This is a genomic window from Neobacillus sp. MER 74, from assembly GCF_023714155.1.
Map to the genome: position 1 here is coordinate 296,385 of NZ_JAMAUV010000001.1, position 26,122 is coordinate 322,506.

The following is a 26,122-nucleotide window of genomic DNA, read 5'->3' on the forward strand; positions in this document are numbered from 1 at the left end:
TCACGGAAAGTTTTATCAAGTTATACTAAGAAAAAAAGTCGTATACAAAAAGGAAAGAGCGGGTTTCCCCACTCTTGTTCACGAGAGTATTTCTTAGTATTTCCAATAAAACTATACCATAACCATCATTTTTATGCAAATAGCTTCGCCGTTTGTCAAGTATTTTCCTATTTAAAACAACGATAACTGGTTTTGCTCTGGAAGGGATGCGAGACACCCCTGTTTGTCCAAATATTCAAGGATAGTTTTAGATACTTTTCCGCGCTGCTGCAAATCTTCTTTAGATAAAAACTCTCCTGATTCCCGAGCTTTGACAATATTATAGGCCGCATTTGTTCCAAGACCTGGAATCGAATTAAATGGCGGTATTAAGGAATTGCCTTCAATGATAAATTCAGAGGCAGAAGATTTATATAAATCATAGTTTTGGAATATAAAGCCTCTTTCTGTCATTTCTAATGCTAGTTCTAATACCGTCAATAAGTTTTTCTCTTTGTTTGATGCTTCCAAGCCTTTAGCATTAATTTCCTCAATTTTAGCACGAATTGCTTCTGAACCGCGCGACATCGCTTCAATATCAAAGTCTTCAGCACGTACAGTAAAGTAAGCGGCATAATATAGGAGCGGCAAATGAACCTTGAAATAGGCAATTCTAACTGCCATAAGTACATAGGCAGCCGCGTGAGCTTTAGGGAACATATACTTGATCTTTTTACAGGAGTCGATGTACCATTCCGGAACCTCATTTTTCCTCATCTCAGCTTCCATTTCTTCACTTAACCCTTTACCTTTACGAACGGATTCCATAATTTTAAAAGCAAAGGAAGGATCCAATCCCTGATAAATAAGGTAGACCATGATATCATCCCGGCAGCCAATTACTTCACTCAGATTACATGTTTTATTATGAATTAATTCCTGAGCATTCCCAAGCCATACATCGGTACCATGAGACAGACCTGAGATTTGTACTAGTTCAGAAAAAGTAGTTGGTTTTGTATCTTCAAGCATCTGACGAACAAATCGAGTCCCAAACTCTGGAATACCCAGTGTACCCGTTTTACACATGATTTGTTGTTCAGTTACACCTAATGACTCGGTGCCGCTGAATATCTTCATAACTTCAGGGTCATCGGTTGGGATTGTTTTTGGATCCATTCCGCTCAGATCCTGAAGCATCCTAATGACTGTCGGATCGTCGTGCCCTAGAATATCGAGCTTTAAGACATTATCATGGATGGAATGGAAATCGAAATGAGTTGTCTTCCATTCTGAATTTCTATCGTCAGCTGGGAATTGAATCGGTGAAAAATCATAAACATCCATGTAATCAGGGATTACGATAATCCCCCCCGGATGCTGTCCCGTTGTTCTTTTAACTCCAGTACATCCCGAAGCTAATCGTTCCACTTCGGCACCGCGGAGTTGAAGATTGTTATCCTGCTGATATGCCTTCACATAACCAAAAGCTGTTTTATCGGCAACCGTGCCTATTGTCCCAGCACGATAAACATATTCCTCACCGAAAAGAACCTTCGTATAGTTATGGGCACGCGGCTGGTACTCACCAGAGAAGTTTAAATCGATATCGGGAACCTTATCCCCTTTAAATCCAAGGAACGTTTCGAACGGAATATCGTGTCCGTCTTTATGGTATTTACCGCCGCATTGCGGACAATCTTTATCAGGTAAATCAAACCCAGACCCAACTGATCCATCATTAAAGAACTCTGAATGCTTACAGGTTGGACATACATAATGTGGCGGCAGTGGATTTACTTCCGTAATTTCTGTCATCGTTGCAACCAGTGATGAGCCGACAGATCCCCTGGAACCTACAAGGTAACCATCATCTAATGATTTTTTTACTAGCTTGTGTGAAATCAAATAAATAACGGCAAATCCATGTCCAATAATACTTTTCAGTTCTTTTTCTAACCGGGCTTCAACAATTTCAGGCAAGTTGTCACCGTAAATCTTCCGTGCCATTCCGTAACTCATTTCGCGCATTTCTTCATCGGCACCCTCAATTTTCGGTGTATACAAATCATCTTTAATTGGTTTAATGACTTCAATCATATCAGCAATTTTATTTGTGTTCGTGACGACAATTTCTTTTGCTTTCTCTTTTCCTAAAAATGAAAAGGCATCAAGCATTTCATTGGTTGTTCTAAAGTGAACATCTGGAAGTTGATGACGGTTGAGCGGATTCGCTCCCCCTTGCGAATTAATTAATATTTTGCGATAAATTTTATCATTTTCGTTAAGATAATGGACATTCCCTGTGGCAACAACTGGAAGACCTAATTTATCTCCCAATTTAACGATCTTCGCAATAATGTCTTCCATTGCTTTTTCATCGCTCACTAATTCCATTTCAATTAACGGTGCATTGACTTCTTTTGGCATGACTTCAATGTAATCATAAAAGCGGGCAGCGCCTTCCACTTCCTCTGGAGACTTTTGCATCATCCCTTCAAATACTTCCCCTTTATTACATCCGGAGCCAACAAGAATCCCTTCTCTGTATTTTTGTAAAACAGATCGAGGCAATCGTGGGACGCGATAAAAGTATTCAAGATGAGAAATGGATACAAGTTTAAACAGATTCTTTAAACCTGCTTGGGTTTGAGCTAATAATGTACAGTGATAGGGACGTGCACGTTGGTAAGCATTGCCTTTACCCATATTATCATTAAATTGATCATGATATTCGATTCCTTTTTCTAATGAATCTTTTAACATTTTCAAAAGTAAATAACCAGTGGCTTCCGCATCATAAATCGCCCGGTGATGCTGGGTTAATTCAATATCGAACTTCTTTGCCAGCGTATTTAACCGATGGTTTTTCATCTCTGGATACAGGAAGCGTCCAAGTTCAAGCGTATCAATAACAGGATTATTTGCTTTATCAAAGCCTATTTTCTTATAGCCGACATTTAGGAAACCCATATCGAAGGAAGCATTATGGGCAACAAGGACAGAATCTCCGACCCATTCTCTAAAATTCCGAAGAACTTCTTCTATTTCCGGAGCCGTTTGGACCATGTCATCCGTTATTCCAGTGAGATTGATTGTTGTTGCCGATAATCGGTGATGTGGGTTGGCAAAGGATTCAAATCGATCAATGATTTCTCCATCATGTATTTTTACAGCAGCTAGTTCGATAATAGTGTTGTACACTGCTGAGAGACCCGTCGTTTCAACGTCAAAAACGACATAAGTATCCTCGGTAAGCTGACGGTGCGCATCATTATAGGCGATTGGGACCCCATCATCTACTAAGTTTACTTCAACGCCATAGAGAATTTTAATATCATTTTTCTTCCCTGCACCATATGCTTCAGGAAAGGATTGGGCAACAGCGTGATCGGTAACGGCAATCGCTTTATGCCCCCATTTTTTTGCCTGAGCAATCAACGCACTTACAGGTGTGACAGCATCCATTTGACTCATCGGGGTATGAAGATGGAGCTCAACCCGTTTTTCATCTTCAGGAGCCGTATCCTTACGACCTGCAGGTTTGATTTCATTGATATCATTTCCTATCATGACAAGGTCTCGGACAAAGGTATCATTTTGAATGCTTCCTCGAACCTTTACCCACATCCCCTTCTTGACTAGTTGGAAGAGAGCGGCGTCCTCTTTGTCTCGTGAAAACATTTTTACCATGATGGAACTTGTATAATCCGTTATTTTAAAGGTTAACAGCGACCTGCCGCTCCTGAGTTCACGAATCTCAGCATCAAAGATGTAACCTTCCACTGCTACTCTTCTTTCTTCATCAACAATATCAATCAAACTGCGGAAGTCGTTATTATCTTTAATTGTAAGACCAATAGTAAGTGGTCCAGATGGCAAATCACCCGAAGCTTGATCTTTTTCAGCCTCTTTTTTCTGCAATTCAACCATTGCCTGCAGTCCGCGTTCTTGATCTTCTTTTTGCTTAGCAAGTAAAAATTGTTGGTATTCATCACTTTTTTCTACATTTTTCAGGTCCGTCTCTATTGAAAGGCTAGGAAATCCAAATGATTGATATATATTTGAGATTATCTCTCCATATTTCCTCTTTAACGCAAGTCCCTCTGTTTCGTTACGAACTGTAATTGTTAGTTTATTTCCATTCACTTCAGGGAGTTGTTCATGTAAAAGTTTTAAAAGCGGCGGAGCAATCCCATCGATTTGCTGAATGCTATAACTCCAATAATCTCGTATTAATTCAGATGAAATGGTTTGGTTTGTTACATTAATTTGGAACGATATCGTGGCAATGTTTGAAAATGTCCGTTCAAGTTGTGTCGTAAACAGAACGTAGATATTATAGGGAAGGATATTTTCGAGTGAAAATTGAAAATGCCACTTTCGATTCTTTTTTTCAACTAAAAGCCTATCTATTTGCGCATTGTTGAAATGCACTACAACAGCATCCTCGATTAATTGCAGCTGCTGGAGCAAGAGTTGGAATCGCTCTTTTTTGCCGTCGGCATGTTCGCTCATCTTTCTCTCTCCCATCTATTAAAAATCATTAAATTTTTATTTCGTCAAAAAATAATTATATCATATGAGTTGAATGGATTCGTCTTTATTCGACAGAAAAAATTCTCCATTTTAGGTAAAATAGCTTTCCTGAAAACAAATGAAGGGACCGTATAGACGGCCCCATTAATCATTAATATTTATATATTACAGGAAGAACCTTTGAATATCATTCCACGTTACGACTAGCATGAGCAGCATGAGGAGGGCAAATCCAATAAAATGGACCATTCCTTCCTTTTGACGATCAATCGGTTTTCCTCTGACAGCTTCGACAGCAAAAAACATCAATCTGCCGCCATCAAGAGCAGGAATAGGTAATAAGTTCATAATTCCTAAGTTAATGCTTAAAATCCCGGCCCATTTCATTAAATAATAAATTCCAGATTTAGCAACAGAATCAGTAGCTTGGTAAATACCAACCGGACCAGATAGAGCATCGATTGAAAATTGTCCCGTAACTAATTTACCGACCATCACAAAAATCTGCTTAGTCCAGAAATAGGTTTCTGTGAATCCTGCTTTTACTGCTTGAATGGGTGATTTTTCAACTGGACTATATACACCAATCAGTCCAATTTTCTTTCCCTCCACCGTTTTTTCAATCGGGGTTACCGTGATATCTAAATCCTTGTTGTCACGGCGAATTGAAAAATTGAGTTTTTCATTTGGGTTTTTCCGAATAACTTCCACAACATCAGACCAACTAGTTATTTCTGAACCATTGATTGTCTGTATTAAATCACCCTTTTTAAGACCTGCAGCCATTGCTGCTCCTTCAGGAGTGATTTCACCTAACTTAGGTTCATTCGTAGGAACACCTTGAATAAAAGCAATAATAATAAATACAATGAATGCAAGTACAAAATTCATCATTGGTCCAGCAAAAATAGCCATTGTTCGTTGCCCCAATGTTTTTGAACCAAATTGACGATCAATGGGAGCAATCTGTGATTCGACCCCATTTTCTACAATGACTGCTTTTGGGTCAATGGTAAATGTTTTTAATTCCTCTTCCTCATCGTCAGGGAATCCTTTAATGATTAAATCTTTTTCTATATCTGCATATTCCACTTCAACAATTCGGCAATTAGGAAATTTTTCTTTATTATTAAGGATGATTTTATTTACTTTCTCATCTTTATTAAACAACAGGCCAATTCGATAGCCGGGCTTAATTTCAATTATTTCTGGGTCTTCTCCAGCCATACGGACAAATCCGCCAATCGGTAGTAAGCGAATAGTATAAGTCGTTTCCCCTTTTTTATGAGAAAAAACCTTGGGACCAAAACCTATGGCAAATTCACGGCATAAAATACCTGCCCTTTTTGCGAAAATCAAATGACCTAATTCATGAAAGAATACAAGCGCGCCAAAAATCACAATAAAGGCAATTACTGTAGTCAAATTAAAACCACCTTTTTTTATAGAAGTGAACGTACATAATCTCTTGTTTCTGTATCTATCTCTTGGATTGCTGCTAAGCTAGGGTGATCCACGATTTGGTGAGTAGTTAATGCCTTTTCAATCAAATCTTCAATTTGCAAGAAATGGATTTTTCCCGCTAGAAATGCTGCAACGGCCACTTCATTTGCCGCATTTAATACCGTAGGCATCGACCCCCCTTTTTTTCCTGCTTCATAGGCAAACCCTAGACAGCGAAATCTTGCAACATCCATTTCCTGAAAATGCAATTTCCCAATACTTGCTAAATCCAAACGTTTTGATGTAGGTAATGCTAAGCGATCGGGATAGGTAAGAGCAAATTGGATAGGTACACGCATATCTGGTGTACCTAATTGGGCAATTATACTGCTATCATGGAATTCAACCATTGAATGGATGATGCTTTCTTTATGAAGCAGTACATCAATCTTTTCATATGGCATATTAAAGAGCCAGTGTGCTTCAATTACTTCCAAACCTTTATTCATCATCGAGGCCGAGTCAATAGTGATTTTGGCTCCCATTGACCAATTTGGATGGTTTAAAGCTTGTTCGACGGTAACATTTTTCAATTCTTGCCGAGTTCGCTCTCGAAAGCTTCCACCAGAAGCAGTAAGAATTAATCTTTCAATATTTTTTTCTTTCTCCCCCTGCAAGGCTTGAAAAATGGCAGAATGCTCACTATCGACAGGTAGGAGTGGAACATTATTTCTTTTAGCAGCATCAATTACTAAATGGCCAGCAGTTACAAGAGTTTCTTTATTAGCAATAGCAATGATTTTCCCACTCTCGATCGCTTGCAGCGTTGGGTTTAAACCCACACTACCAATAACAGCATTGACAAGGATATCTGCCTTTTCATAAACGGCAGCCTCAATAAGTCCTTCCTGACCAAATGTAAACTTAATATTAGGGAATTCTGCTTTTAATGTATGACAATCCTGATAGTCTTGTACAGAAACAAGCTCAGGTTGAAACTCAACAATAAATTTTCGAGCCAAGTCAATATTTTTCCCAACAGAAATAGCTGTCACTCTAAATTCGGATGGATGCTCACGAATAATATCTAACGTTTGAGTGCCGATTGATCCTGTCGCACCCAATAAATTAATCTTTTTCAATAAGGTCAACTCCTAAATGTGAAGCACATACGCTTTATACCCAAAGGTGAAACAGATGAAGCAAGGGCCAAACAAATAATAGGCTGTCAAATCGGTCAAGAATCCCTCCGTGACCTGGCAAGATATTCCCAGAGTCTTTAACATGGAAATGACGCTTAAAAGCAGATTCAACTAAGTCACCAATTTGTCCGAAAATAGATAGAACAACTGTAATTCCCATTAATGATAAGAGACCGACATTGATGTCAGAAAAGATTGCAAAGAGAACTGCAACCAAAACAGCACAAACAACACCGCCAATTGATCCTTCCACTGTTTTATTGGGGCTAATTTCCGGCCAAAGCTTTGTCTTTCCAAGGGCCTTTCCAATAAAATATGCACCTGAATCGGTAGCCCAAATCATAAATAAAGAATACAAGATAAAAACGAGGCCGCCGTCTTGTCTTGTTTCGAAGAAAAAGTAAAAACCAATTCCTACATAAATAGCAGACAAAATGGAAAATGAAACATCTTCAAATGTAAATTGATTCTTGGTTATGACTGTAAAAGTAAGTAACAAAAAAATTAAAGCAATACATATCTCCACTTTTGAATAATAAAAGGAATCCAATATGTGATAATACTCCTCAGGAAAAAGCAGCACCCAAAGAAATAAAACCGTCAAAACACCATTTACAGAAAAAATATTAATTTTTTTCATTTTCAATAATTCATATAAACCGATCGTCGCTAAAAAGTAGGTTAACAATACCATTGGAAACCCGCCAAAGTAAACGATGGGTAAAAAAAGTGCAGCTGCGATGACTCCTGTTATGATTCTTTGCTTCATTTAATTTTCAACACCTTTGTTGTACTATATACCACCAAACCGACGCTGTCGTTTTTGAAATGTTTCTATTGCTTCCAGTAAATGTTCCTCACTAAAATCTGGCCATAACACATCGGTAAACCAAAATTCTGAGTAAGCTAACTGCCAAAGCATAAAGTTACTTAAGCGGATTTCACCACTCGTTCGGATTAATAAGTCTGGATCAGAAAAGTCGGCGGTCATTAGATAGGAAGAAAAGACCTTATCATCTAAGTCTGACTCTTTTAGTTTACCACTTTTGCTATCTTTTAAGACCTTCTTAACAGCATCAAGTATTTCTGCTCTACTCCCATAATTTAAAGCAAAATTGAGGACTAACCCGTTGTTATCCTTTGTATCATCAATAGCTTTTTCAATTGCACGCAGTGTATGTGGGGGAAGTTGGTCTTTGTAACCCATCATTTTCACCTGTACATTTTCTGAAATCAAATCCGGAAGAAAAGTACCTAAAAACTCATCAGGAAGACTCATTATATACTCCACTTCATTTTTTGGTCTTTTCCAATTTTCAGTCGAAAACGCATATAATGTTAACGTCTTAATTCCAAGATCATTGGCTAACTTCGTGGTTTTTCGGACGACTTTCATACCTTCGTGATGACCAGCAATCCTTGGTAATGCCCGTTTTTTAGCCCAACGCCCGTTTCCATCCATAATAATCGCCACATGTTCAGGAACAGGCAATTTTTTTATTTCATCTATTTTATTTCGGAGTGTGGAAGAGGTATTTCGGTTCTTCCCAAGCCTTATTTTATTAAACATGACATTGCTCCTCTAATTAGTTAATCATTTCCTCCGAAAATAAATCATCAATCAATTCCATTGAAGCGTGTGTTGTTATGTAATGGACATTTCGGGGTAGCATGTTTTTATCATACCAAAAAAGCATTAAGATATCTCTATTAATTAACTTATGTAAAATAAAAGGAATTAAGAATTATTTTCAGACAACTTTCAAAATCCCTCAATTGGAATTATTTACGTAATAAAATAGTGAAAAACCCCCTATGCAGAGGGTTCTATAATAAATTATACTTCCAAAATTTCTTTTTCTTTATCTTTTGTAATTTGATCAATTTTACTAATATACTCATCAGTAAGCTTTTGAATATCATCAGAATGACCGCGAAGAGCATCCTCAGTAATTTCACCGTTCTTCTCAAGCTTTTTCAAATCATCATTTCCGTCACGACGGATATTACGGACAGCTACTTTAGCTTCTTCTGAATACTTTTTAACTAACTTGACCAGTTCTTTACGACGCTCCTCAGTTAACTGTGGAATCGCAAGGCGGATAACCGTTCCATCATTACTAGGATTTAATCCTAAATCGGATTTGAGAATAGCTTTCTCAATATCACCAAGAATGGATTTATCATACGGTTGTATCACAATCAGCCTTGCTTCAGGTGTGGTAATTCCCGCCATTTGATTGACAGGGGTTGGTGCACCATAGTAATCAATTGTAATCCTATCTAATAATGAAGCACTTGCTCTTCCCGCTCGAATACTTGCAAGTTCACGTGAATATGACTGAATCGCTTTTGTCATACGATCTTTTGTCGCAGCAATGACCTGTTTTGGCATTAATGTTTCCCCCTAACAATTGTTCCTATCTTTTCACCCATAACAGCGCGTTTAATATTGCCCTGCTCCATAATTGAGAATACAATCAATGGAATATCATTGTCCATACATAATGAAGAGGCAGTTGAGTCCATAACTGCTAATCCTTCTTTAAGCACATCAAGGAAGGACAAATCTTCATATTTAGTTGCGTTTGCATCCAAACGAGGGTCTGCAGAGTAAACACCATCGACATTATTTTTAGCCATCAAGATCACTTCAGCATCAATTTCCGCTGCTCGGAGTGCTGCTGTTGTATCAGTTGAGAAGTATGGATTCCCAGTACCAGCTGCAAAAATTACCACTCGTTTTTTCTCTAAATGTCTAATCGCACGACGTCTAATATAAGGTTCAGCTACTTGACGCATTTCGATAGAAGTTTGCACTCTTGATTCAATGCCTAAATGCTCTAAACTATCCTGTAAGGCTAAGGAATTCATTACCGTTGCAAGCATCCCCATATAATCAGCAGTTGCCCGATCCATTCCCATTTCACTGCCAATTTTACCACGCCAAATGTTACCGCCGCCAACCACAACAGCAACTTCGACACCAAGTTCCGCTATTTCTTTCACTTGAATAGCAATCGATTTGATCACAGAAGGTTTAATTCCAAAGCTCTCATCACCTGCTAGTGCTTCTCCGCTCAACTTTAATACAACGCGTTTGTACTTAGGACCGTTCATATAAACCTCCATTTATGTATTAATACTTTTTAAAAAAGGGAACACACAGTGTCCCCTATTTAATAACTATTTCGTAATATTCCCTTTTGCTCAAGAATATTTCAGATTATTTTTTAATTTGATTCATTACTTCTTCTGCAAAGTTATCTTCACGTTTTTCAATGCCTTCTCCTACTTCGTAACGAACGAATTCACGGATTGTAGCACCTTTAGATTCAACAAATTGACGTACTTTTTGATCAGGGTTTTTAACAAAAGTTTGATCAAGGACACATACATCTTCAAAATATTTTCCTAGGCGGCCTTCAACCATTTTTTCAACGATCTTTTCAGGCTTTCCTTCGTTTAGAGCTTGTTGAGTTAATACTTGACGCTCGTGCTCTACTTCGTCTTGTGAAACTTGATCACGGGAAACATATTTCGGCTTAAGTGCAGCAATATGCATAGAAACATCTTTTGCAGCATCTGCATCTGTAGTACCTTCAAGAACAGATAACACAGAAATACGGCCACCCATATGAATGTAAGCACCAAATGCATCGTTATCAGTTTTTGATAAAACTGTAAAACGGCGAAGTGTTAATTTTTCACCAATCTTAGCAATCGCAGCATTGATATGGTCTGCTACAGTCACGCCATTTTCCATTGTTTGTGCAGATGCTTCTTCAACAGATGCTGGGTTGTTTTTTAGAAGATGTGCAGCTAATTCTTTAACAAGTGCCTGGAACGCTTCGTTTTTCGCAACGAAATCAGTTTCAGAGTTTACTTCTAGGATAACTGCATTGTTTCCTTCAGTAACAACATATGTTAACCCTTCTGCAGCGATACGGTCACCTTTTTTAGCCGCAGATGCAATTCCTTTTTCGCGTAAGAAGTCAATTGCTTTTTCCATATCACCATTAGTTTCAGTTAATGCTTTTTTACAATCCAACATACCTGCACCAGTTTTTTCACGTAATTCTTTTACCATTTGAGCAGTAATTGCCATAATGTAAATTCCTCCTTTATTTTTCTATGTATCCATATCTTAGCCAATGACAGCTAATATAAAACTTTCTTAAAAAAACCTTCTTAAAAAAAGGTGATAAAGGGTCTCCCTCTTATCACCTTTTCATTCAATCACTTAAATTAAGCTTGAACAGCTACTTCTTCACCTTGTTTTGCTTCAAGGATTGCATCAGCCATTTTACCAGTTAAAAGCTTAACCGCACGGATCGCATCGTCATTCGCAGGAATAACAACATCGATTTCGTCTGGATCGCAGTTTGTATCAACGATACCAACGATTGGAATGTTTAATTTCTTAGCTTCCGCAACAGCGATACGCTCTTTACGAGGATCAATGATGAATAGTGCATCTGGAAGTTGTTTCATGTCTTTAATTCCGCCTAGGAATTTTTCAAGACGTTCTTGTTCCTTCTTCAATTGTACTACTTCTTTCTTAGGTAGTACTTCGAAAGTACCATCTTCAGACATTCTTTCAATATCTTTTAAGCGGCCAATACGCTTTTGAATTGTTTCAAAGTTTGTTAGTGTACCACCTAACCAACGTTGGTTAACATAGTACATACCAGAACGGCCTGCTTCTTCTTTAACAGAATCTTGAGCTTGTTTCTTTGTACCAACAAAAAGTACAGTTCCGCCGTTACCAGCAAGGTCCTTAACCCAGTTATAAGCTTCTTCAACTTTTTTAACTGTTTTTTGTAGGTCAATGATATAGATACCGTTACGCTCTGTGAAGATATATTTCTTCATTTTTGGATTCCAACGGCGTGTTTGGTGTCCAAAGTGTACACCAGCTTCAAGCAATTGCTTCATAGAAATTACTGACATGATTTTTTCCTCCTAATGGTTTGTTTTCCTCCGCTCACTTCATTTCTAAACAGAAACTGTCATTAACAGCACCATCTGTTTAAATCAATGAGCGTGTGTATTAACACCATGAAATAATATAGCATATGTGGTAATAACAATCAAGCATTACTTTACTAAAAAAACAAATTCCCTAGCTCAGCTAGGGAATGGTTTAATTAATTTGCTCTTAGTTTATCTAATTCAATCAAGAACTTATCATTTAAGACTTTGATATATGTTCCTTTCATACCAAGTGAACGTGATTCAATTACCCCAGCACTCTCAAGCTTTCTTAAAGCGTTAACGATAACTGAACGGGTAATTCCAACACGGTCTGCAATTTTAGATGCAACTAATAACCCTTCACGGCCATTCAGTTCTTCAAAAATATGCTCAATCGCTTCAAGCTCACTATATGATAATGAACTAATCGCCATTTGAACAACGGCTTTACTTCTTGCTTCTTCTTCAATTTCTTCTGATTTTTCACGGAGAATTTCCATTCCTACAACTGTTGCCCCATATTCTGCAAGGATTAAATCTTCATCATGGAATTTCGCTTCTAATCTTGCAAGAATGAGTGTTCCAAGACGCTCCCCTCCACCAATAATCGGCACAATTGTTGTTAATCCTGTACGGAATAAATCTCCATTTTCCACTGGAAAAGCAGTATATTGGCTTTCAATATCAAGGTTAGAAGATGTTTCTTGAATATTAAATAAGCCATTTGTATATTCTTCAGGAAATTGACGATCCTCAAACATTTTTTTCATTCTTTCGTTTTCAATTTGCTGATAAATTGAAAAACCAAGAAGCTTCCCGCGACGGCTGACAATATACACATTTGCTTCGATTGTTTCGCTCAATGTCTCGGACATTTCCTTAAAATTAACTGGTTTTCCAGCCGCCTTTTGCAATAATACGTTAATTCTTCTAGTTTTTGTAAGTAAATCCATCTGTTTCTTCCTCCTAAGTAACTACAACCATTATTAAATTTTAATCACGCATAATTTCTACATTTTAGGTATCTAATAAATGAACATCGTTTCCAAAATTTTCATAAAACAAATGTTCACTTTTATAGGATAAATTGACTTAAATCTTTGTTTTTCGAAATAGCACCAAGTTTATCATCTACATACTTTGGTGTAATAGTAACTTTCTCCATCGAAATATCTGGTGCCTCAAAAGATAAATCTTCTAAAAGCTTTTCAAGTATGGTATGAAGACGTCTTGCACCAATATTGTCTGTATTTTGATTTACTTCATATGCCACTTCAGCAATTCTACGAATAGCATCGTCAGAAAATTCAATTTGTATACCTTCGGTTTCCAATAATGCTTGATATTGCTTTATTAGTGCATTATCAGGTTCGATTAAGATCCTGAAAAAATCTTCCACAGTCAATTTCGTTAATTCAACACGAATCGGGAAGCGCCCTTGAAGCTCCGGAATTAAATCTGAAGGTTTGGCCATGTGAAATGCGCCGGCTGCAATAAATAAAACATGATCTGTTTTTACTGAACCATATTTTGTTACCACTGTTGAACCTTCAACCACAGGTAAAATATCTCGTTGGACACCTTCTCTTGATACATCTGCTGAAGATCCTCCAGAGTTCTTGCTAGCAATTTTATCAATCTCATCTATGAAAATAATTCCATTTTGTTCCGCACGATAGATTGCTTCAGACGATACTTCATCCATATCAATTAGCTTAGAAGCCTCTTCACTAGTTAACACCTTTCTAGCTTCACGAACAGTCAATTTGCGCTTTTTGCGTTTTTTAGGCATAAAGCTGCTTAATGCATCTTGCATATTCATTCCCATTTGTTCAATCCCTGAGCCTTGAAGCATATCAAACATGGATGGTGTTTGCTCTTCTACTTCTACTGTAACGATTTCTTCCTCAAGCTGCCCTAATGCTAATTTTTCTTTCACAATTTTTCTTTTTTCTGTGATTGAATAATCTTCTTGCTGAGCTTCTGTATCTGTAGACGGATTGCCACCGCCAAAGAGCATCTCAAGAGGATTTTTAAAATTATTTGCTTTCTTAGCGGACGGAACTAGTAAATCGACCAGTCGGCTGTTTGCATTTTCCTCAGCCCGTTCCTTCACATTTTGCATTCGTTCTTCTTTCACTAAACGTACAGAGGTTTCAGCAAGATCTCTAACCATGGATTCAACATCACGCCCAACATAGCCCACTTCCGTAAACTTGGTAGCCTCAACTTTAATAAAAGGAGCGCCGACAATTTTAGCAATTCTTCTGGCAATTTCCGTTTTACCCACGCCAGTTGGCCCGATCATCAAAATATTTTTAGGGATAATTTCATCCCTAAGTTTTTCATTTAACAATCCCCTTCTGAATCGATTCCTAAGGGCAACAGCCACTGCTTTTTTGGCATCCTTTTGTCCGATGATATATTGATCAAGTTTTTCAACGATTTGACGAGGGGTTAAATTAGTGGTTTTTCCCATAATATAAGTCTCCTTCCGTTATAGCTCTTCCACAATAATGTTATGGTTCGTATACACACATATTTCTGCTGCTATTTCTAAAGAAGCTTTCGCTATTTCCTTTGCAGACAAGTGGTCTCCTGAGTATTTCTTTAAGGCACGGCCAGCGGATAACGCATAGTTACCACCAGAGCCAATCGCTAGAATTCCATCATCAGGTTCGATTACTTCTCCAGTTCCTGATACAAGCAGTAAATATTCACGATTCATAACAATTAGCATTGCTTCAAGCTTCCTGAGCACTTTATCGCTTCTCCACTCTTTAGCAAGCTCTACCGCTGCTCTCTGAAGGTTTCCGTTAAATTCCTCTAATTTTCCCTCAAATAGTTCAAAAAGGGTAAATGCATCTGCAACAGAACCGGCAAAACCAGCAAGTACTTTTCCATTAAATATCTTTCTTACTTTTCTTGCTGTGTGTTTCATCACTACCGCATTACCAAATGTCACTTGTCCATCACCTGACATTGAATATTCACCATTATGATGGATTGCAAATATCGTTGTCGCATGAAATTGGTTCATAAAGATGAACCTCCTTTTGGAGTGATTTCGATTTAATTTTCGCACAGATAATTATGTAACATGTGAAATTTCAATTTGTAAATACTCTATAATTAACTTTAAGAAAATATTCACATTTGTCATAATATTTTCTTCGCAAGGGCTACTAAATCGTAACATACTTCTAATTCCCTTGCAATAAACTTTACAAAACTTTCACAAAGTTCTGAATTGTTTCTAGCGCTCGATTTGCGTGCTGTAAATTTCTCTCTTGCTTTCCTTTAATTCTTACCGGCAGTTCGGGAAATAAACCAAAGTTTGCATTCATTGGCTGGAAATTCTTAGCATTGGTAGTCGTAATATAATGCGCCATACTTCCAATCGCTGTTTCTTCCGGAAATTCAAGTGGATCCAATCCTTGGCTTAACCGCGCGGCATTTATTCCTGCGATTAACCCACTTGCCGCAGATTCAACATAGCCTTCTACCCCTGTCATTTGACCGGCAAAGAATAAATCTTCTCTGTTTCGGAATTGATAGGTCGCTTTTAAGACTTTTGGAGAATTGATAAACGTATTCCGGTGCATCACACCATAACGGATAATTTCTGCATTTTCTAAGCCAGGAATTAATTGAATGACTTCCTTTTGTGCGCCCCACTTTAAATGTGTCTGAAAACCGACAATATTAAAAAGTGTTCCAGCCGCATCATCTTGACGAAGCTGCACTACTGCAAAGGGCCTTTTTCCTGTTTTTGGATCCTCTAATCCTACTGGTTTTAACGGACCGAACAGCATCGTTTTCTTTCCACGTGACGCCATTACTTCGATGGGCATACACCCTTCAAAAAAAACTTCCTTTTCAAATTCTTTTACAGGAACTGTTTCAGCAGTGATTAGCGCGTCATAAAAACGGTTAAATTCTTCTTCAGTCATCGGACAGTTCAGGTATGCTGCTTCCCCTTTATCATAACGGGATTTTAAATAAACTTTTTCCATATCAATACTATCTTTTTCAAGTATTGGTGCAGCAGCATCGTAAAAATAAAGATATTCCTCACCTGTCAGCCCCTTAAGTTTTTCAGAAAGATCCGGACTTGTTAGCGGGCCAGTGGCAATAACTGTTATGCCCTCAGGAATTTCCGTTACTTCTTCATTTACTACCGTCACATTTTCATGATTTTTTACCATTTCAGTCACTTTAGCTGCAAATTCATGTCGGTCTACTGCTAGCGCACCCCCGGCAGGTACAGAACAAGCATCAGCCGCCGCGATGATGACAGAATCAAGTTTTCTCATTTCTTCTTTTAATACACCTACTGCATTTGTTAATGTATTAGCACGTAAAGAATTACTGCAAACTAATTCTGCAAATTTATCTGTATGGTGGGCAGGTGTTTGCCTCACTGGTCTCATCTCATAAAGTCTTACTTTGACCCCGCGTTTTGCAATTTGCCATGCTGCTTCACTTCCTGCAAGACCAGCCCCAATTACATTTATAGTACCATCCTTCATTTATTATCCTCCTAATATTAACCTTGGTTTATGTAAATGTGGAAAAGTTCACATACCTATCATTACCTTTCCCACAATTTAGTCCATCTTGCATTGTACTATACGAATGAAAAAGAAAAAAGTTTTAAGTAATGTGGAAATGTTTTTAATTATGATTAAAACAAAATGAAAAGAGTGGACTTTGTCCACTCTTCCCCCTAGTTTTGAGGTTCCTCTTTGTAATCACAACTAACACATTGAACTTGCACGCCTTTTTTTAATTTCTTTTCAACCAGCATGCCTTCACATTTAGGGCATTCCCTTGGAAGTGGTTTATCCCAAGAGATAAATTCACATGCAGGGTATTTAGTGCACCCGTAAAATAATCTCTTCTTCTTACTTTTACGCTCAATGATTTGTCCTTCTTTACAACTCGGGCAAGTTACTCCGATTTCTTTGACAATTGGTTTTGTATTCCTGCAATCAGGAAAATTGCTGCAAGCCATAAATTTCCCATACCGTCCCATTTTAAAGACCATTGGGTTCCCACAGTTCTCACAATCTTCCCCTGCAGGCTCATCTTTGATTTCAACCGATTGCATTTCTTCTTCAGCTTTTTTTAGATGAATTTCAAAATCTTGATAAAACTCATCGATAATTTTGACCCAAGGGACCTTACCATCTTCGATATTATCTAAGCCCTGTTCCATTTTTGCTGTAAATTCGACGTCTAGAATATCTGGGAAAAACTCTAAAATTAACTCATCGATAATTTCACCAAGTTCGGTAGGTATAAATCTTTTATTATCGAGTGCTACATACCCCCGCTTTTGAATTGTGTCGAGGGTTGGTGCATATGTCGACGGACGGCCAATTCCCAGCTCTTCCAGTGTCTTAACCAATCTTGCCTCCGTATACCTTGGAGGTGGCTGAGTAAAGTGCTGCTTAGGCTCGATGTCCTTTTTAAATACTTCATCCCCAACTTTTAGATCTGGAAGCATTTTATCCTTTTCATCTACATTGTCATCTGAGCCCTCAACATAAAGTTTCATAAAACCAGGAAACTTGATTTTTGAACCATTTGCTCGGAATAGAACATTCCCATTTTGCAAGTCTACACTCATAGTATCCATAACAGCTTGTGCCATTTGGCTCGCTAAAAACCGTTCCCAGATTAATTTATATAGACGCAGTTGGTCTCTTGATAAAAATGATTTTAAGCTATTGGGATCTCTCAAAGTACTTGTCGGGCGAATCGCTTCATGTGCATCTTGGGCGTTCGATTGTTTCTTCTCTTTTCTTTGCTCATCTTTTAAATAATCTTCCCCATACTCTGAGCGGATGTACTCAGCAGCCTCGGTTTGTGCGACATCTGAGATCCTTGTTGAATCCGTTCTCATGTATGTAATCAGACCAACCGTTCCTTCTTTTCCAAGCTCAATCCCTTCATATAACTGCTGTGCAAGCATCATCGTTTTCTTAGCTCGAAAGTTTAATTTTCGGGCTGCTTCTTGTTGCAAAGATGAAGTTATAAAAGGTGGCGCAGGGTTTCTTTTTCGTTCTTTTTTTGTAACTGATATGACTACAAACTTATTGTCATCCATTTGGCTTAGAATGCTTTGAACATCTTGTTCAGATTTAAGTTCAAATTTTTCTTTGCCTGCTAAGGAAAAATATTGGGCACTGAAATGGTCTTTTCCTTTTAAAAACTCGCCATCAATCGTCCAATATTCTTCTGGGACAAAGGCTTTGATTTCATTTTCTCGATCGATAATAAGACGGACAGCTACGGATTGAACTCGACCTGCACTTAAGCCTTTCTTTACCTTTTTCCAGAGAAGAGGACTGATATTATAGCCCACAAGCCGGTCGAGAATTCTACGTGCCTGCTGGGCATCCACCAAATCCATATTAATTGGACGTGGATGCTTAAAGGATTCTTTTATCGCATCTTTTGTTATTTCATTAAAAACAACTCGACAATCAGAACTAATGTCGACTGATAAACTATGGGCTAAATGCCATGCAATTGCTTCCCCTTCACGATCCGGGTCAGCTGCGAGATAAATTTTTTTCGCTTTTTTAGCTGCTGTTTTTAAATCTTTTAAAACAGGACCTTTTCCACGAATCGTTATATATTTTGGTTCATAGCTATTTTCTACATTAACCCCCATTTGGCTCCGTGGCAAATCGCGAATATGTCCCATTGAAGCTTTTACTTTATATTTATTTCCTAAATATCGTTCAATCGTTTTCGCTTTTGCCGGCGATTCAACGATTACAAGAAAATCAGCCATTTAAATATCCTCCTTAAGAGGGAAAGTGTAGAAGCGCCCCGATTCTGGCAAAATTTCTGTTTCTAAGGTGCTTTTCATTTGAGAAGCTTTCCTACATACCAGTTTTACCTAAAATGACCGGAGAAAATACTTTACAAAACTGCCCTATCCCAAAGTTTTTCTTTTATATGTGTTTTTACATAATTATTTATTCCATGTGCAAATATTCTTTTTTTCGAACATCTGTTGGAAAATGTATAACAAATTAGAAATTATTGCAACCTTTTTAAGCTAATTTCTCCATTTATTCATAAAAACCTTTAAAAATAAACAATTTTTTCTTAAAAATTTTAGGTAACCTAGAGTTTTATCTAATTTCAACTAATATATCCTCCGCACCAGTTACCAGCTTTGCCCCTTGTTGAATTAGTTCATTTGCGCCGATTGAATAAGGGTTAAAAATGCTTCCAGGTAAGGAAAATACCTCTCTTCCCTCATTGACCGCAAAATTGGCGGTAATCAGAGAACCGCTTTTTCGCTTTGCTTCTATAATAAAGGTCCCCTTAGACAAACCACTAATGATTCGATTCCGCGATGGAAAATGCCATCTGAGCGGCTTAGTATCCGGGGGATACTCTGAAAGAACAAGTTGATTTTTCATCATTTCTAAAGCTAAGTTCATATTTTCCTTTGGATAAATATGATAAAACCCACCTGCTATCACGGCAATAGTATTTCCACCATTTTTTATCGCATATTCATGTGCAAGTGCGTCAATCCCTCTTGCCAAACCACTTACTATAAGGATTCCCTTATCTATTAAACCAGGAAAAATCACTCGAATAGCATTTTTTCCATACTGGGTAGCCTGACGGGAACCAACTACGGCAAGTTTGGGGTCTTTTTCGAGGAGGGAGAGATCACCCTTGGCAAACAATGCCCATGGTGGTTGATAAATTTCTTTTAACAATGAAGGATATTCTTTATCTAGAATAGTGATCACAGCTATATCATTGGTTTCGTATTGGCGGATTTGATCTCGAATGATATCAGGATTAAATGAAGAGTTAGAAGAATTATCTGAAGAGTTACTTGAGGTACTAGGTGAAAATAAACTAGTCTGGTGTGGGAAATGGGTTTGGAATTTATAGACGTTTTTCAGGGTTGGGTCTTTTTTTAGCATTTGGAAAACGGTGCTCCAAGAAATATCTGGATAATGTAACAAAGAAATCAGTTTCTCCTTAAAGTCGTCCATTTTTAATAATTTCCTCCTTATAATTTTAGCTTAGACAAATAGCCCCTCATTTATGAGGGACTGATTGTTAAACACTAGCAGTAAATATTAGTGTGTTTTACACTTTTCGTATAAACCTTGTTCTTTTAACACTTCAATTAAAGTTTCACCCATAACAGATGGAGTATCAGCAACTTTAATTCCGCACTCGTTCATGACACGAATCTTTTCATCTGCCGTACCTTTACCACCTGAAATAATGGCACCTGCATGGCCCATACGTTTCCCTGGAGGAGCTGTACGTCCACCGATGAAGCCGACTACAGGTTTTGTCATGTTCGCTTTCACCCATTCAGCTGCTTCTTCTTCAGCTGTACCGCCGATTTCACCAATCATGATGACAGCGTATGTTTCAGGATCTTCATTAAATGCTTTTAAAACATCGATGAAGTTTGTTCCATTCACAGGGTCTCCACCAATCCCGACAGCAGTTGTTTGACCAATACCAGCTTGGGTTAATTGATGAACAGCCTCGTATGTTAATGTTCCAGAGCGGGATACAACACCAACATGTCCTTTTGTATGAATGTAACCAGGCATAATTCCGATTTTACATTCATCAGCAGTGATCACACCCGGGCAGTTTGGACCAACTAAGCGGGTCTTTTTGCCTTCCATATAACGTTTTACTTTTACCATATCTAAAACTGGAATATGTTCAGTGATACAAATGGCAAGATCCAACTCAGCATCGACAGCTTCGATAATCGCATCGGCAGCAAATGGTGCAGGTACGTAAATAACAGAAGCTGTAGCACCTGTTGCAACAACAGCATCTTTAACCGTATTAAAGACAGGAACGCCTTCTACTTCCATTCCGCCTTTACCTGGAGATGTCCCACCAACAATTTGTGTTCCATATTCAAGCATTTGTTTTGTATGAAAAAGGGCAGTTGAACCAGTAATCCCTTGAACAATAACTTTTGTATCTTTATTAATAAAAACGCTCACATTAATTCCCCTTTCTATGATCCTATTTCACTAATGAAACGATTTTTTGTGCGCCATCAGCCATGGATTCAGCAGCAATAATTTCAACAGTTGACTCGGCTAAGATTTTCTTACCTAATTCAACGTTTGTTCCCTCTAAGCGAACTACAAGCGGAACACTTAGACCAACCTGCTTAGCTGCTTCTACTACACCCTCAGCAATAACATCACACTTCATGATTCCACCAAAGATATTAACGAAAATACCTTTTACGTTTGGATCAGAAAGGATAATTTTGAATGCTTCTGTAACTTTCTCAGCTGTTGCGCCGCCCCCAACATCAAGGAAGTTAGCAGGGTCGCCGCCGTAATGTTTAATAATATCCATCGTTGACATAGCAAGGCCTGCACCATTAACCATACAACCAATGTTTCCGTCTAAAGCAACATAGCTTAAGTCGTATTTAGATGCTTCGATTTCTTTTGCATCCTCTTCTTCAAGGTCACGATACTCAAGAACGTCTTTTTGACGATATAGAGCATTCGAGTCAAAGTTTAATTTTGCATCAAGAGCCATTACCTTACCATCACCTGTAACAACAAGCGGATTAATTTCTGCGATGGAGCAATCTTTATCGATATATGCATTGTATAGCGCTGTCATAAATTTAACAGCTTGATTAATTAATTCTTTTGGAATATTAATATTGAATGCAATGCGACGTGCTTGATAAGGCTGTAAGCCTACAACCGGATCAATTTCTTCTTTGAAAATTTTCTCTGGAGTCTTTTCAGCAACCTCTTCAATTTCCGTACCGCCCTCTTCTGAAGCCATTAAAACAACTCGAGATGTCGCACGGTCTAATACTAGTCCAACATAGTATTCTTTTTTGATATCACAGCCTTCTTCAATAAGCAGGCGTTTCACTTCTTTACCTTCTGGACCTGTTTGGTGTGTAACTAAAGTTTTTCCGAGGATTTCGCTTGCATATGTACGAACCTCATCAAGGTTTTTTGCTACTTTAACACCGCCGGCTTTACCCCGTCCACCAGCATGGATTTGTGCTTTTACTACACAAACTTGTGTACCTAATTCTTTCGCTGCTTCCACTGCTTCCTCTACAGTGAACGCTACTTTTCCATTTGGAACCGCAACCCCGTATTTTCTGAGGATCTCTTTCCCTTGATACTCATGGATATTCATTTCCCATCCTCCTATTCAAACTCTTCTAAAAACTGACTCCGTTTTCATTTTATATAATGATACATACCTTGTCTACCATTATGCTAAAAAATTATATACTTCTTAGAAATATTCTAAATTGTCAATTATTTTTTTCGATTTCACACAGGAAGTTAGCACCTCATTTGGAATAATTTGTTTCTTAATATAATAATAAAAAACTAGCTTTGCCTGTTTTTATTACAGACTGTCGACAAATCCGAAGGATTTCGGGTTTTAAATCGACAATCTTTTTTGTATGGCTACATTAAACTAGTCTGTTGATTTCCTTAAACAAAGTCTTTGACTGGTGCGAAGGTCTTTCTGTGATACGATGTAATTCCATGTTGTTTAATTGCATCGATATGTTCTTTCGTTCCATAGCCCATGTTTTGTTGAAATCCATAGACTGGATAGGTTTGTGAAATTTCCTTCATCAATGTATCTCTTGCTACTTTTGCTATAATCGATGCTGCAGCGATTGAAATACTTTTGGCGTCACCCTTAATAATAGATTCAGAGGGGAAGGGAATTTCAAGTTTCATTGCATCAATAAGTAAAAAGTCTGGTTTAGGTTCTAAAGATGCAATAGCAACATTCATTGCTTTTTTTGTCGCTTGATAAATATTCATTTCATCAATTTCCTGCGCATGAATCATAGAAATGCTGAAGGCAATGGATTCTTTTCTAATGATTGAATCGTATTCCAAACGTTTTTTTTCAGACAGCTTTTTAGAGTCGTCAATTCCTGCAAGAAAAAAGTCATGTGGCAAAATGACAGCCGCTGCAACTACTGGACCTGCAAGCGGTCCTCTTCCGACTTCGTCAACACCTGCAATCAGTTCAAAACCTTTTAAACGCCATTTATGTTCATAAACATTCATTTCAGCAAATTTTTCTTTTAGCTGTTGTTTCTCGGCATATTTCTTTTTCCATCTATGTACCAACTGTTGAACACCTTTACGCTCATCTTGAAGAAGGTCCAATAAGAACGGATCAGATTCGATCACGATATTTTCTATTCGCTTTTCAATCTCTGCGATGGTTAATTGTTTCATTCTATCACCTGCAATTTCGATCTTATCATTTTCTATTAACAAGCAAAATAACACCCAATCTTTCATTCGCATTGGGTGTTATTCATACTTTTTAGGATAATACTAAGTCTTTTAATTTGAATGGTTTGTCATTTCCAAAAATCTCTTGTTCTAATCTTTTCCCTGTTGGAGTCGCTGCAAGTCCGCCCTCGGCTGTTTCTCTTAAAGCAGATGGCATGGATTGACCTATTAAAAACATAGCATGTATGACTTCGTCACATGGGATTCTACTTGTAATTCCCGCCAACGCCATATCTGCAGCTGTTATCGCATTAGATGCGCCCATTGCATTCCGTTTTACACAAGGAACCTCAACTAAACCAGCAACTGGATCACATACTAATCCAAGCATATTTTTCAAGGTGATCGCCATCGCCTCGGCTGCCTGCTTAGGCGAACCGCCTGCTAATTCAACAATCGCTGCAGCTGCCATTCCACTCGCTGAACCTACTTCTGCTTGGCATCCACCTGCAGCGCCTGAAATAGAGGCATTATTTGCGACTACGAAGCCGAATGCCGCTGCCGTAAATAAAAATTCTATCATTTCTTGGCGAGTTGGATTTAATTTTTCTTTTACTGCAAATAATGTTCCAGGTACTACGCCTGCTGAACCAGCTGTTGGTGTAGCACAAATCACACCCATAGCAGCGTTCACTTCATTAGTTGCCACAGCCTTACTAACGGCATCTAACAAAATCGTCCCCCCTAGGGCTCGGCCACTCTTAATATAGTTTTGAAGCAACACTGCGTCGCCGCCAGTTAGGCCTGTATGGGAGTGTACTCCCTTCAAACCTCTTTCCACCGCTTGTTCCATTACTGCTAAATTCCTATCCATTTTAGCTAGAACTTCTTCTCTAGAAAGTCCTGAAACTTCGATTTCTTGACGAATCATGATTTCTGCAATTTTAACTTGATTTTCCTCTGCAAGTTGCACAAGTTCCGCTACATTTCGAAACATATAAACACCTCCAGATGTGTCCTTAAGTCAATCTATTCAGCCATTCGAATGATTTGCGATACATTGGAAAGCTGTTGTAATTCCTCAATTACCCTGTTATCAATTTTTTGGTCCACTTCAATAACCATTAAAGCCATTTCACCTTTTTCTAATCGCGAAACTTCCATATGCCCTATGTTAATTTCATATTTTGATAACACACTTGTTACGGCTGAAATGATACCAAAACGGTCTTGATGTATAACTAATATTGCAGGATGTTCACCCGAAAGTTTCAATGGGAATGAATTTAATTCAGTTATCTCGATCGTTCCACCACCAATTGAAATCCCAACGAGTTCAAGTTCGTTATCTTCATGATACAAATTTATTTTCACGGTATTAGGGTGATCTGTTACTGCCACTTCAGTACGAAAGATCACCTCTAACCCCATTTCTTTTGCAATATCCAAGGATTTTGGCATTCGTTCATCAAATGTATCTAAATCCAACAGTCCAGCCACAATGGCAAAGTCTGTTCCGTGTCCTTTATAGGTTTTTGCAAATGAACCGTACAATGAGATGACTGCTTTCTTTGGCAGCTGACCGAATAAGGTTCTTGCTACACGGCCAATTCGAGCTGCGCCTGCGGTATGAGAGCTTGATGGTCCAATCATGACTGGACCAATAATATCAAATGCAGATCGATATTTCATTTAGGATGCTCCTTTATTTTCTATACAATTATATTACAAGATATAAGGCAAAATAGCCTCCGATAAATACTGGGAAAAATCCATAAAAAAGACTCTCCGTCGGGAGAGTAAAACTAATTCTTATTCAGTAATAATATCATCAGGTCGTTCAAATGTTATCCGGCCAAATTTCTCTGACCTAATTTCCTTGATGACTAGTTCAGATACTTTATCATAATCAACGATACCTCCAGCTGCAAGGCATCCGCGCAATACACCTATTTTATCAAACATCTCGACAACATCGTCAGGAAGAGTTTCAAGATTGTAACGCTCCTTTAAGCGCTCAGGATATTCTCTTTCTAAAAACCTAAGTACATAAACCGTGAGATCTTGGAGGTTCAGTAGTGTATCTTTGATTGCTCCGGTAACGGCCAGTTTTTTGCCAACTTCTTGGTCCTCAAACTTTGGCCATAATATTCCCGGCGTGTCTAGAAGTTCCATTTCCTTCCCTACTTTAATCCATTGTTGGGCTTTGGTAACACCTGGAGTATTACCCGTTTTAGCTATATTTTTCTTCGCTAACCGATTAATCAAAGTCGATTTACCGGCATTAGGAATTCCGACTATCATTGCTCGAATCGCCCGTGGATTCGTTACCCCTCTTGCTCTGAGACGGTCAAATTTTTCTTTTAATATTTCTTGTGAAGCTTGCGCAATTTCTCTCATACCTTCCCCAGCCTGGGAGTTAATTGCTAGTGCTTTAATTCCTTTTTCGGCAAAAAAGTTTATCCATTCCTTAGTTGCATCCCGATCAGCCATATCTGCTTTATTTAACAAAACAAGCCTTGGCTTATGCTGAATAATTTCATCAATCATTGGATTTCTCGAAGAGTAGGGAATCCTCGCATCCACCAATTCAAATATAATATCAACTAACTTTAACTTTTCTGTGACCTCTCTGCGAGCCTTAGCCATATGGCCTGGAAACCATTGGATTGTCATGACCCGGCCACCTCC

21 protein-coding genes are annotated in these 26,122 nt (G+C 38.2%); all 21 read right to left on the minus strand.

Features of this window, described 5'->3' with window-relative positions; all coding sequences use genetic code 11:
* Positions 1–171: 171 nt before the first annotated feature.
* The 21 genes from M3610_RS01375 to ylqF all read right to left on the minus strand — a co-directional run bounded on the left by M3610_RS01375 (position 172) and on the right by ylqF (position 26,107).
* The gene (locus M3610_RS01375) at positions 172–4,497 is read right to left on the minus strand and encodes a PolC-type DNA polymerase III (protein ID WP_251456088.1); all 4,326 of its coding nucleotides are present in this window, start codon (positions 4,495–4,497) and stop codon (positions 172–174) included.
* 186 nt (positions 4,498–4,683) lie between these two features.
* Positions 4,684–5,943 carry an RIP metalloprotease RseP gene (rseP, locus tag M3610_RS01380; RefSeq protein ID WP_251456089.1) on the minus strand — a complete coding sequence of 420 codons (1,260 nt, stop codon included), beginning with the start codon at positions 5,941–5,943 and terminating at the stop codon, positions 4,684–4,686.
* Between the two features lie 17 nt (positions 5,944–5,960).
* Positions 5,961–7,103 (minus strand): 1-deoxy-D-xylulose-5-phosphate reductoisomerase, encoded by a 1,143-nt coding sequence (dxr, locus tag M3610_RS01385; RefSeq protein ID WP_251456090.1) that lies wholly within the window; start codon positions 7,101–7,103, stop codon positions 5,961–5,963.
* 34 nt (positions 7,104–7,137) lie between these two features.
* The gene (locus M3610_RS01390; RefSeq protein ID WP_098571689.1) at positions 7,138–7,932 is read right to left on the minus strand and encodes a phosphatidate cytidylyltransferase; all 795 of its coding nucleotides are present in this window, start codon (positions 7,930–7,932) and stop codon (positions 7,138–7,140) included.
* Positions 7,933–7,956: 24 nt separating this feature from the next.
* Positions 7,957–8,733, minus strand: coding sequence for an undecaprenyl pyrophosphate synthase (locus M3610_RS01395; RefSeq protein WP_251456091.1), 777 nt, complete (start codon positions 8,731–8,733; stop codon positions 7,957–7,959).
* A gap of 267 nt (positions 8,734–9,000) precedes the next feature.
* Entirely contained in the window at positions 9,001–9,558 is a 558-nt protein-coding gene (frr, locus tag M3610_RS01400) for a ribosome recycling factor (RefSeq protein ID WP_098571687.1), read from the minus strand.
* The gene (gene pyrH, locus M3610_RS01405) at positions 9,558–10,283 is read right to left on the minus strand and encodes a UMP kinase (RefSeq protein WP_098571686.1); all 726 of its coding nucleotides are present in this window, start codon (positions 10,281–10,283) and stop codon (positions 9,558–9,560) included. The genes frr and pyrH overlap by 1 nt, the downstream gene beginning before the upstream one ends.
* 106 nt (positions 10,284–10,389) lie before the next feature.
* Entirely contained in the window at positions 10,390–11,271 is an 882-nt protein-coding gene (gene tsf / locus M3610_RS01410) for a translation elongation factor Ts (protein WP_098571685.1), read from the minus strand.
* Positions 11,272–11,411: 140 nt separating this feature from the next.
* A complete protein-coding gene (gene rpsB, locus M3610_RS01415; RefSeq protein WP_098571684.1) occupies positions 11,412–12,116 on the minus strand; it encodes a 30S ribosomal protein S2 in 705 nt (234 codons plus the stop codon).
* A 197-nt stretch (positions 12,117–12,313) separates the two neighbouring features.
* Entirely contained in the window at positions 12,314–13,093 is a 780-nt protein-coding gene (gene codY, locus M3610_RS01420) for a GTP-sensing pleiotropic transcriptional regulator CodY (RefSeq protein WP_026566456.1), read from the minus strand.
* Positions 13,094–13,215: 122 nt separating this feature from the next.
* On the minus strand, positions 13,216–14,619 hold the full coding sequence (hslU, locus tag M3610_RS01425) for an ATP-dependent protease ATPase subunit HslU (protein ID WP_251456092.1): 1,404 nt from the start codon (positions 14,617–14,619) through the stop codon (positions 13,216–13,218).
* An 18-nt stretch (positions 14,620–14,637) separates the two neighbouring features.
* Positions 14,638–15,180, minus strand: a complete 543-nt coding sequence (gene hslV / locus M3610_RS01430) for an ATP-dependent protease subunit HslV (RefSeq protein WP_088086376.1) — start codon at positions 15,178–15,180, stop codon at positions 14,638–14,640.
* Positions 15,181–15,364: 184 nt separating this feature from the next.
* Positions 15,365–16,672: an FADH(2)-oxidizing methylenetetrahydrofolate--tRNA-(uracil(54)-C(5))-methyltransferase TrmFO gene (trmFO, locus tag M3610_RS01435; protein ID WP_251456093.1), complete on the minus strand. Its 1,308-nt coding sequence runs from the start codon at positions 16,670–16,672 to the stop codon at positions 15,365–15,367.
* 197 nt (positions 16,673–16,869) lie between these two features.
* Positions 16,870–18,948, minus strand: a complete 2,079-nt coding sequence (topA, locus tag M3610_RS01440) for a type I DNA topoisomerase (RefSeq protein WP_251456095.1) — start codon at positions 18,946–18,948, stop codon at positions 16,870–16,872.
* A gap of 346 nt (positions 18,949–19,294) precedes the next feature.
* Positions 19,295–20,182 (minus strand): DNA-processing protein DprA, encoded by an 888-nt coding sequence (gene dprA, locus M3610_RS01445; RefSeq protein WP_251456097.1) that lies wholly within the window; start codon positions 20,180–20,182, stop codon positions 19,295–19,297.
* 87 nt (positions 20,183–20,269) lie between these two features.
* On the minus strand, positions 20,270–21,172 hold the full coding sequence (sucD, locus tag M3610_RS01450) for a succinate--CoA ligase subunit alpha (protein ID WP_098571679.1): 903 nt from the start codon (positions 21,170–21,172) through the stop codon (positions 20,270–20,272).
* A gap of 22 nt (positions 21,173–21,194) precedes the next feature.
* On the minus strand, positions 21,195–22,355 hold the full coding sequence (sucC, locus tag M3610_RS01455; protein WP_251456099.1) for an ADP-forming succinate--CoA ligase subunit beta: 1,161 nt from the start codon (positions 22,353–22,355) through the stop codon (positions 21,195–21,197).
* A gap of 308 nt (positions 22,356–22,663) precedes the next feature.
* Positions 22,664–23,431, minus strand: coding sequence for a ribonuclease HII (locus M3610_RS01460; protein ID WP_251456722.1), 768 nt, complete (start codon positions 23,429–23,431; stop codon positions 22,664–22,666).
* Between the two features lie 91 nt (positions 23,432–23,522).
* Positions 23,523–24,428 (minus strand): L-serine ammonia-lyase, iron-sulfur-dependent, subunit alpha, encoded by a 906-nt coding sequence (gene sdaAA, locus M3610_RS01465; RefSeq protein WP_251456101.1) that lies wholly within the window; start codon positions 24,426–24,428, stop codon positions 23,523–23,525.
* A 32-nt stretch (positions 24,429–24,460) separates the two neighbouring features.
* Entirely contained in the window at positions 24,461–25,123 is a 663-nt protein-coding gene (gene sdaAB / locus M3610_RS01470; RefSeq protein WP_251456103.1) for an L-serine ammonia-lyase, iron-sulfur-dependent subunit beta, read from the minus strand.
* A gap of 120 nt (positions 25,124–25,243) precedes the next feature.
* Complete coding sequence (ylqF, locus tag M3610_RS01475) at positions 25,244–26,107, minus strand: ribosome biogenesis GTPase YlqF (protein ID WP_251456105.1); 864 nt, start codon at positions 26,105–26,107, stop codon at positions 25,244–25,246.
* Positions 26,108–26,122: the final 15 nt, after the last annotated feature.

What these genes read in the sequence shown, in the direction of transcription:
- M3610_RS01375 (WP_251456088.1), bottom strand. Translation starts at nt 4,497, where the DNA reads ATGAGCGAACATGCCGACGGCAAAAAAGAGCGATTCCAACTCTTGCTC.
- M3610_RS01390 (WP_098571689.1), bottom strand. Translation starts at nt 7,932, where the DNA reads ATGAAGCAAAGAATCATAACAGGAGTCATCGCAGCTGCACTTTTTTTA.
- M3610_RS01395 (WP_251456091.1), bottom strand. Translation starts at nt 8,733, where the DNA reads ATGTTTAATAAAATAAGGCTTGGGAAGAACCGAAATACCTCTTCCACA.
- frr (WP_098571687.1), bottom strand. Translation starts at nt 9,558, where the DNA reads ATGCCAAAACAGGTCATTGCTGCGACAAAAGATCGTATGACAAAAGCG.
- pyrH (WP_098571686.1), bottom strand. Translation starts at nt 10,283, where the DNA reads ATGAACGGTCCTAAGTACAAACGCGTTGTATTAAAGTTGAGCGGAGAA.
- tsf (WP_098571685.1), bottom strand. Translation starts at nt 11,271, where the DNA reads ATGGCAATTACTGCTCAAATGGTAAAAGAATTACGTGAAAAAACTGGT.
- rpsB (WP_098571684.1), bottom strand. Translation starts at nt 12,116, where the DNA reads ATGTCAGTAATTTCTATGAAGCAATTGCTTGAAGCTGGTGTACACTTT.
- codY (WP_026566456.1), bottom strand. Translation starts at nt 13,093, where the DNA reads ATGGATTTACTTACAAAAACTAGAAGAATTAACGTATTATTGCAAAAG.
- hslU (WP_251456092.1), bottom strand. Translation starts at nt 14,619, where the DNA reads ATGGGAAAAACCACTAATTTAACCCCTCGTCAAATCGTTGAAAAACTT.
- hslV (WP_088086376.1), bottom strand. Translation starts at nt 15,180, where the DNA reads ATGAACCAATTTCATGCGACAACGATATTTGCAATCCATCATAATGGT.
- trmFO (WP_251456093.1), bottom strand. Translation starts at nt 16,672, where the DNA reads ATGAAGGATGGTACTATAAATGTAATTGGGGCTGGTCTTGCAGGAAGT.
- topA (WP_251456095.1), bottom strand. Translation starts at nt 18,948, where the DNA reads ATGGCTGATTTTCTTGTAATCGTTGAATCGCCGGCAAAAGCGAAAACG.
- dprA (WP_251456097.1), bottom strand. Translation starts at nt 20,182, where the DNA reads ATGGACGACTTTAAGGAGAAACTGATTTCTTTGTTACATTATCCAGAT.
- sucC (WP_251456099.1), bottom strand. Translation starts at nt 22,355, where the DNA reads ATGAATATCCATGAGTATCAAGGGAAAGAGATCCTCAGAAAATACGGG.
- M3610_RS01460 (WP_251456722.1), bottom strand. Translation starts at nt 23,431, where the DNA reads ATGAAACAATTAACCATCGCAGAGATTGAAAAGCGAATAGAAAATATC.
- sdaAA (WP_251456101.1), bottom strand. Translation starts at nt 24,428, where the DNA reads ATGTTTCGAAATGTAGCGGAACTTGTGCAACTTGCAGAGGAAAATCAA.
- sdaAB (WP_251456103.1), bottom strand. Translation starts at nt 25,123, where the DNA reads ATGAAATATCGATCTGCATTTGATATTATTGGTCCAGTCATGATTGGA.
- ylqF (WP_251456105.1), bottom strand. Translation starts at nt 26,107, where the DNA reads ATGACAATCCAATGGTTTCCAGGCCATATGGCTAAGGCTCGCAGAGAG.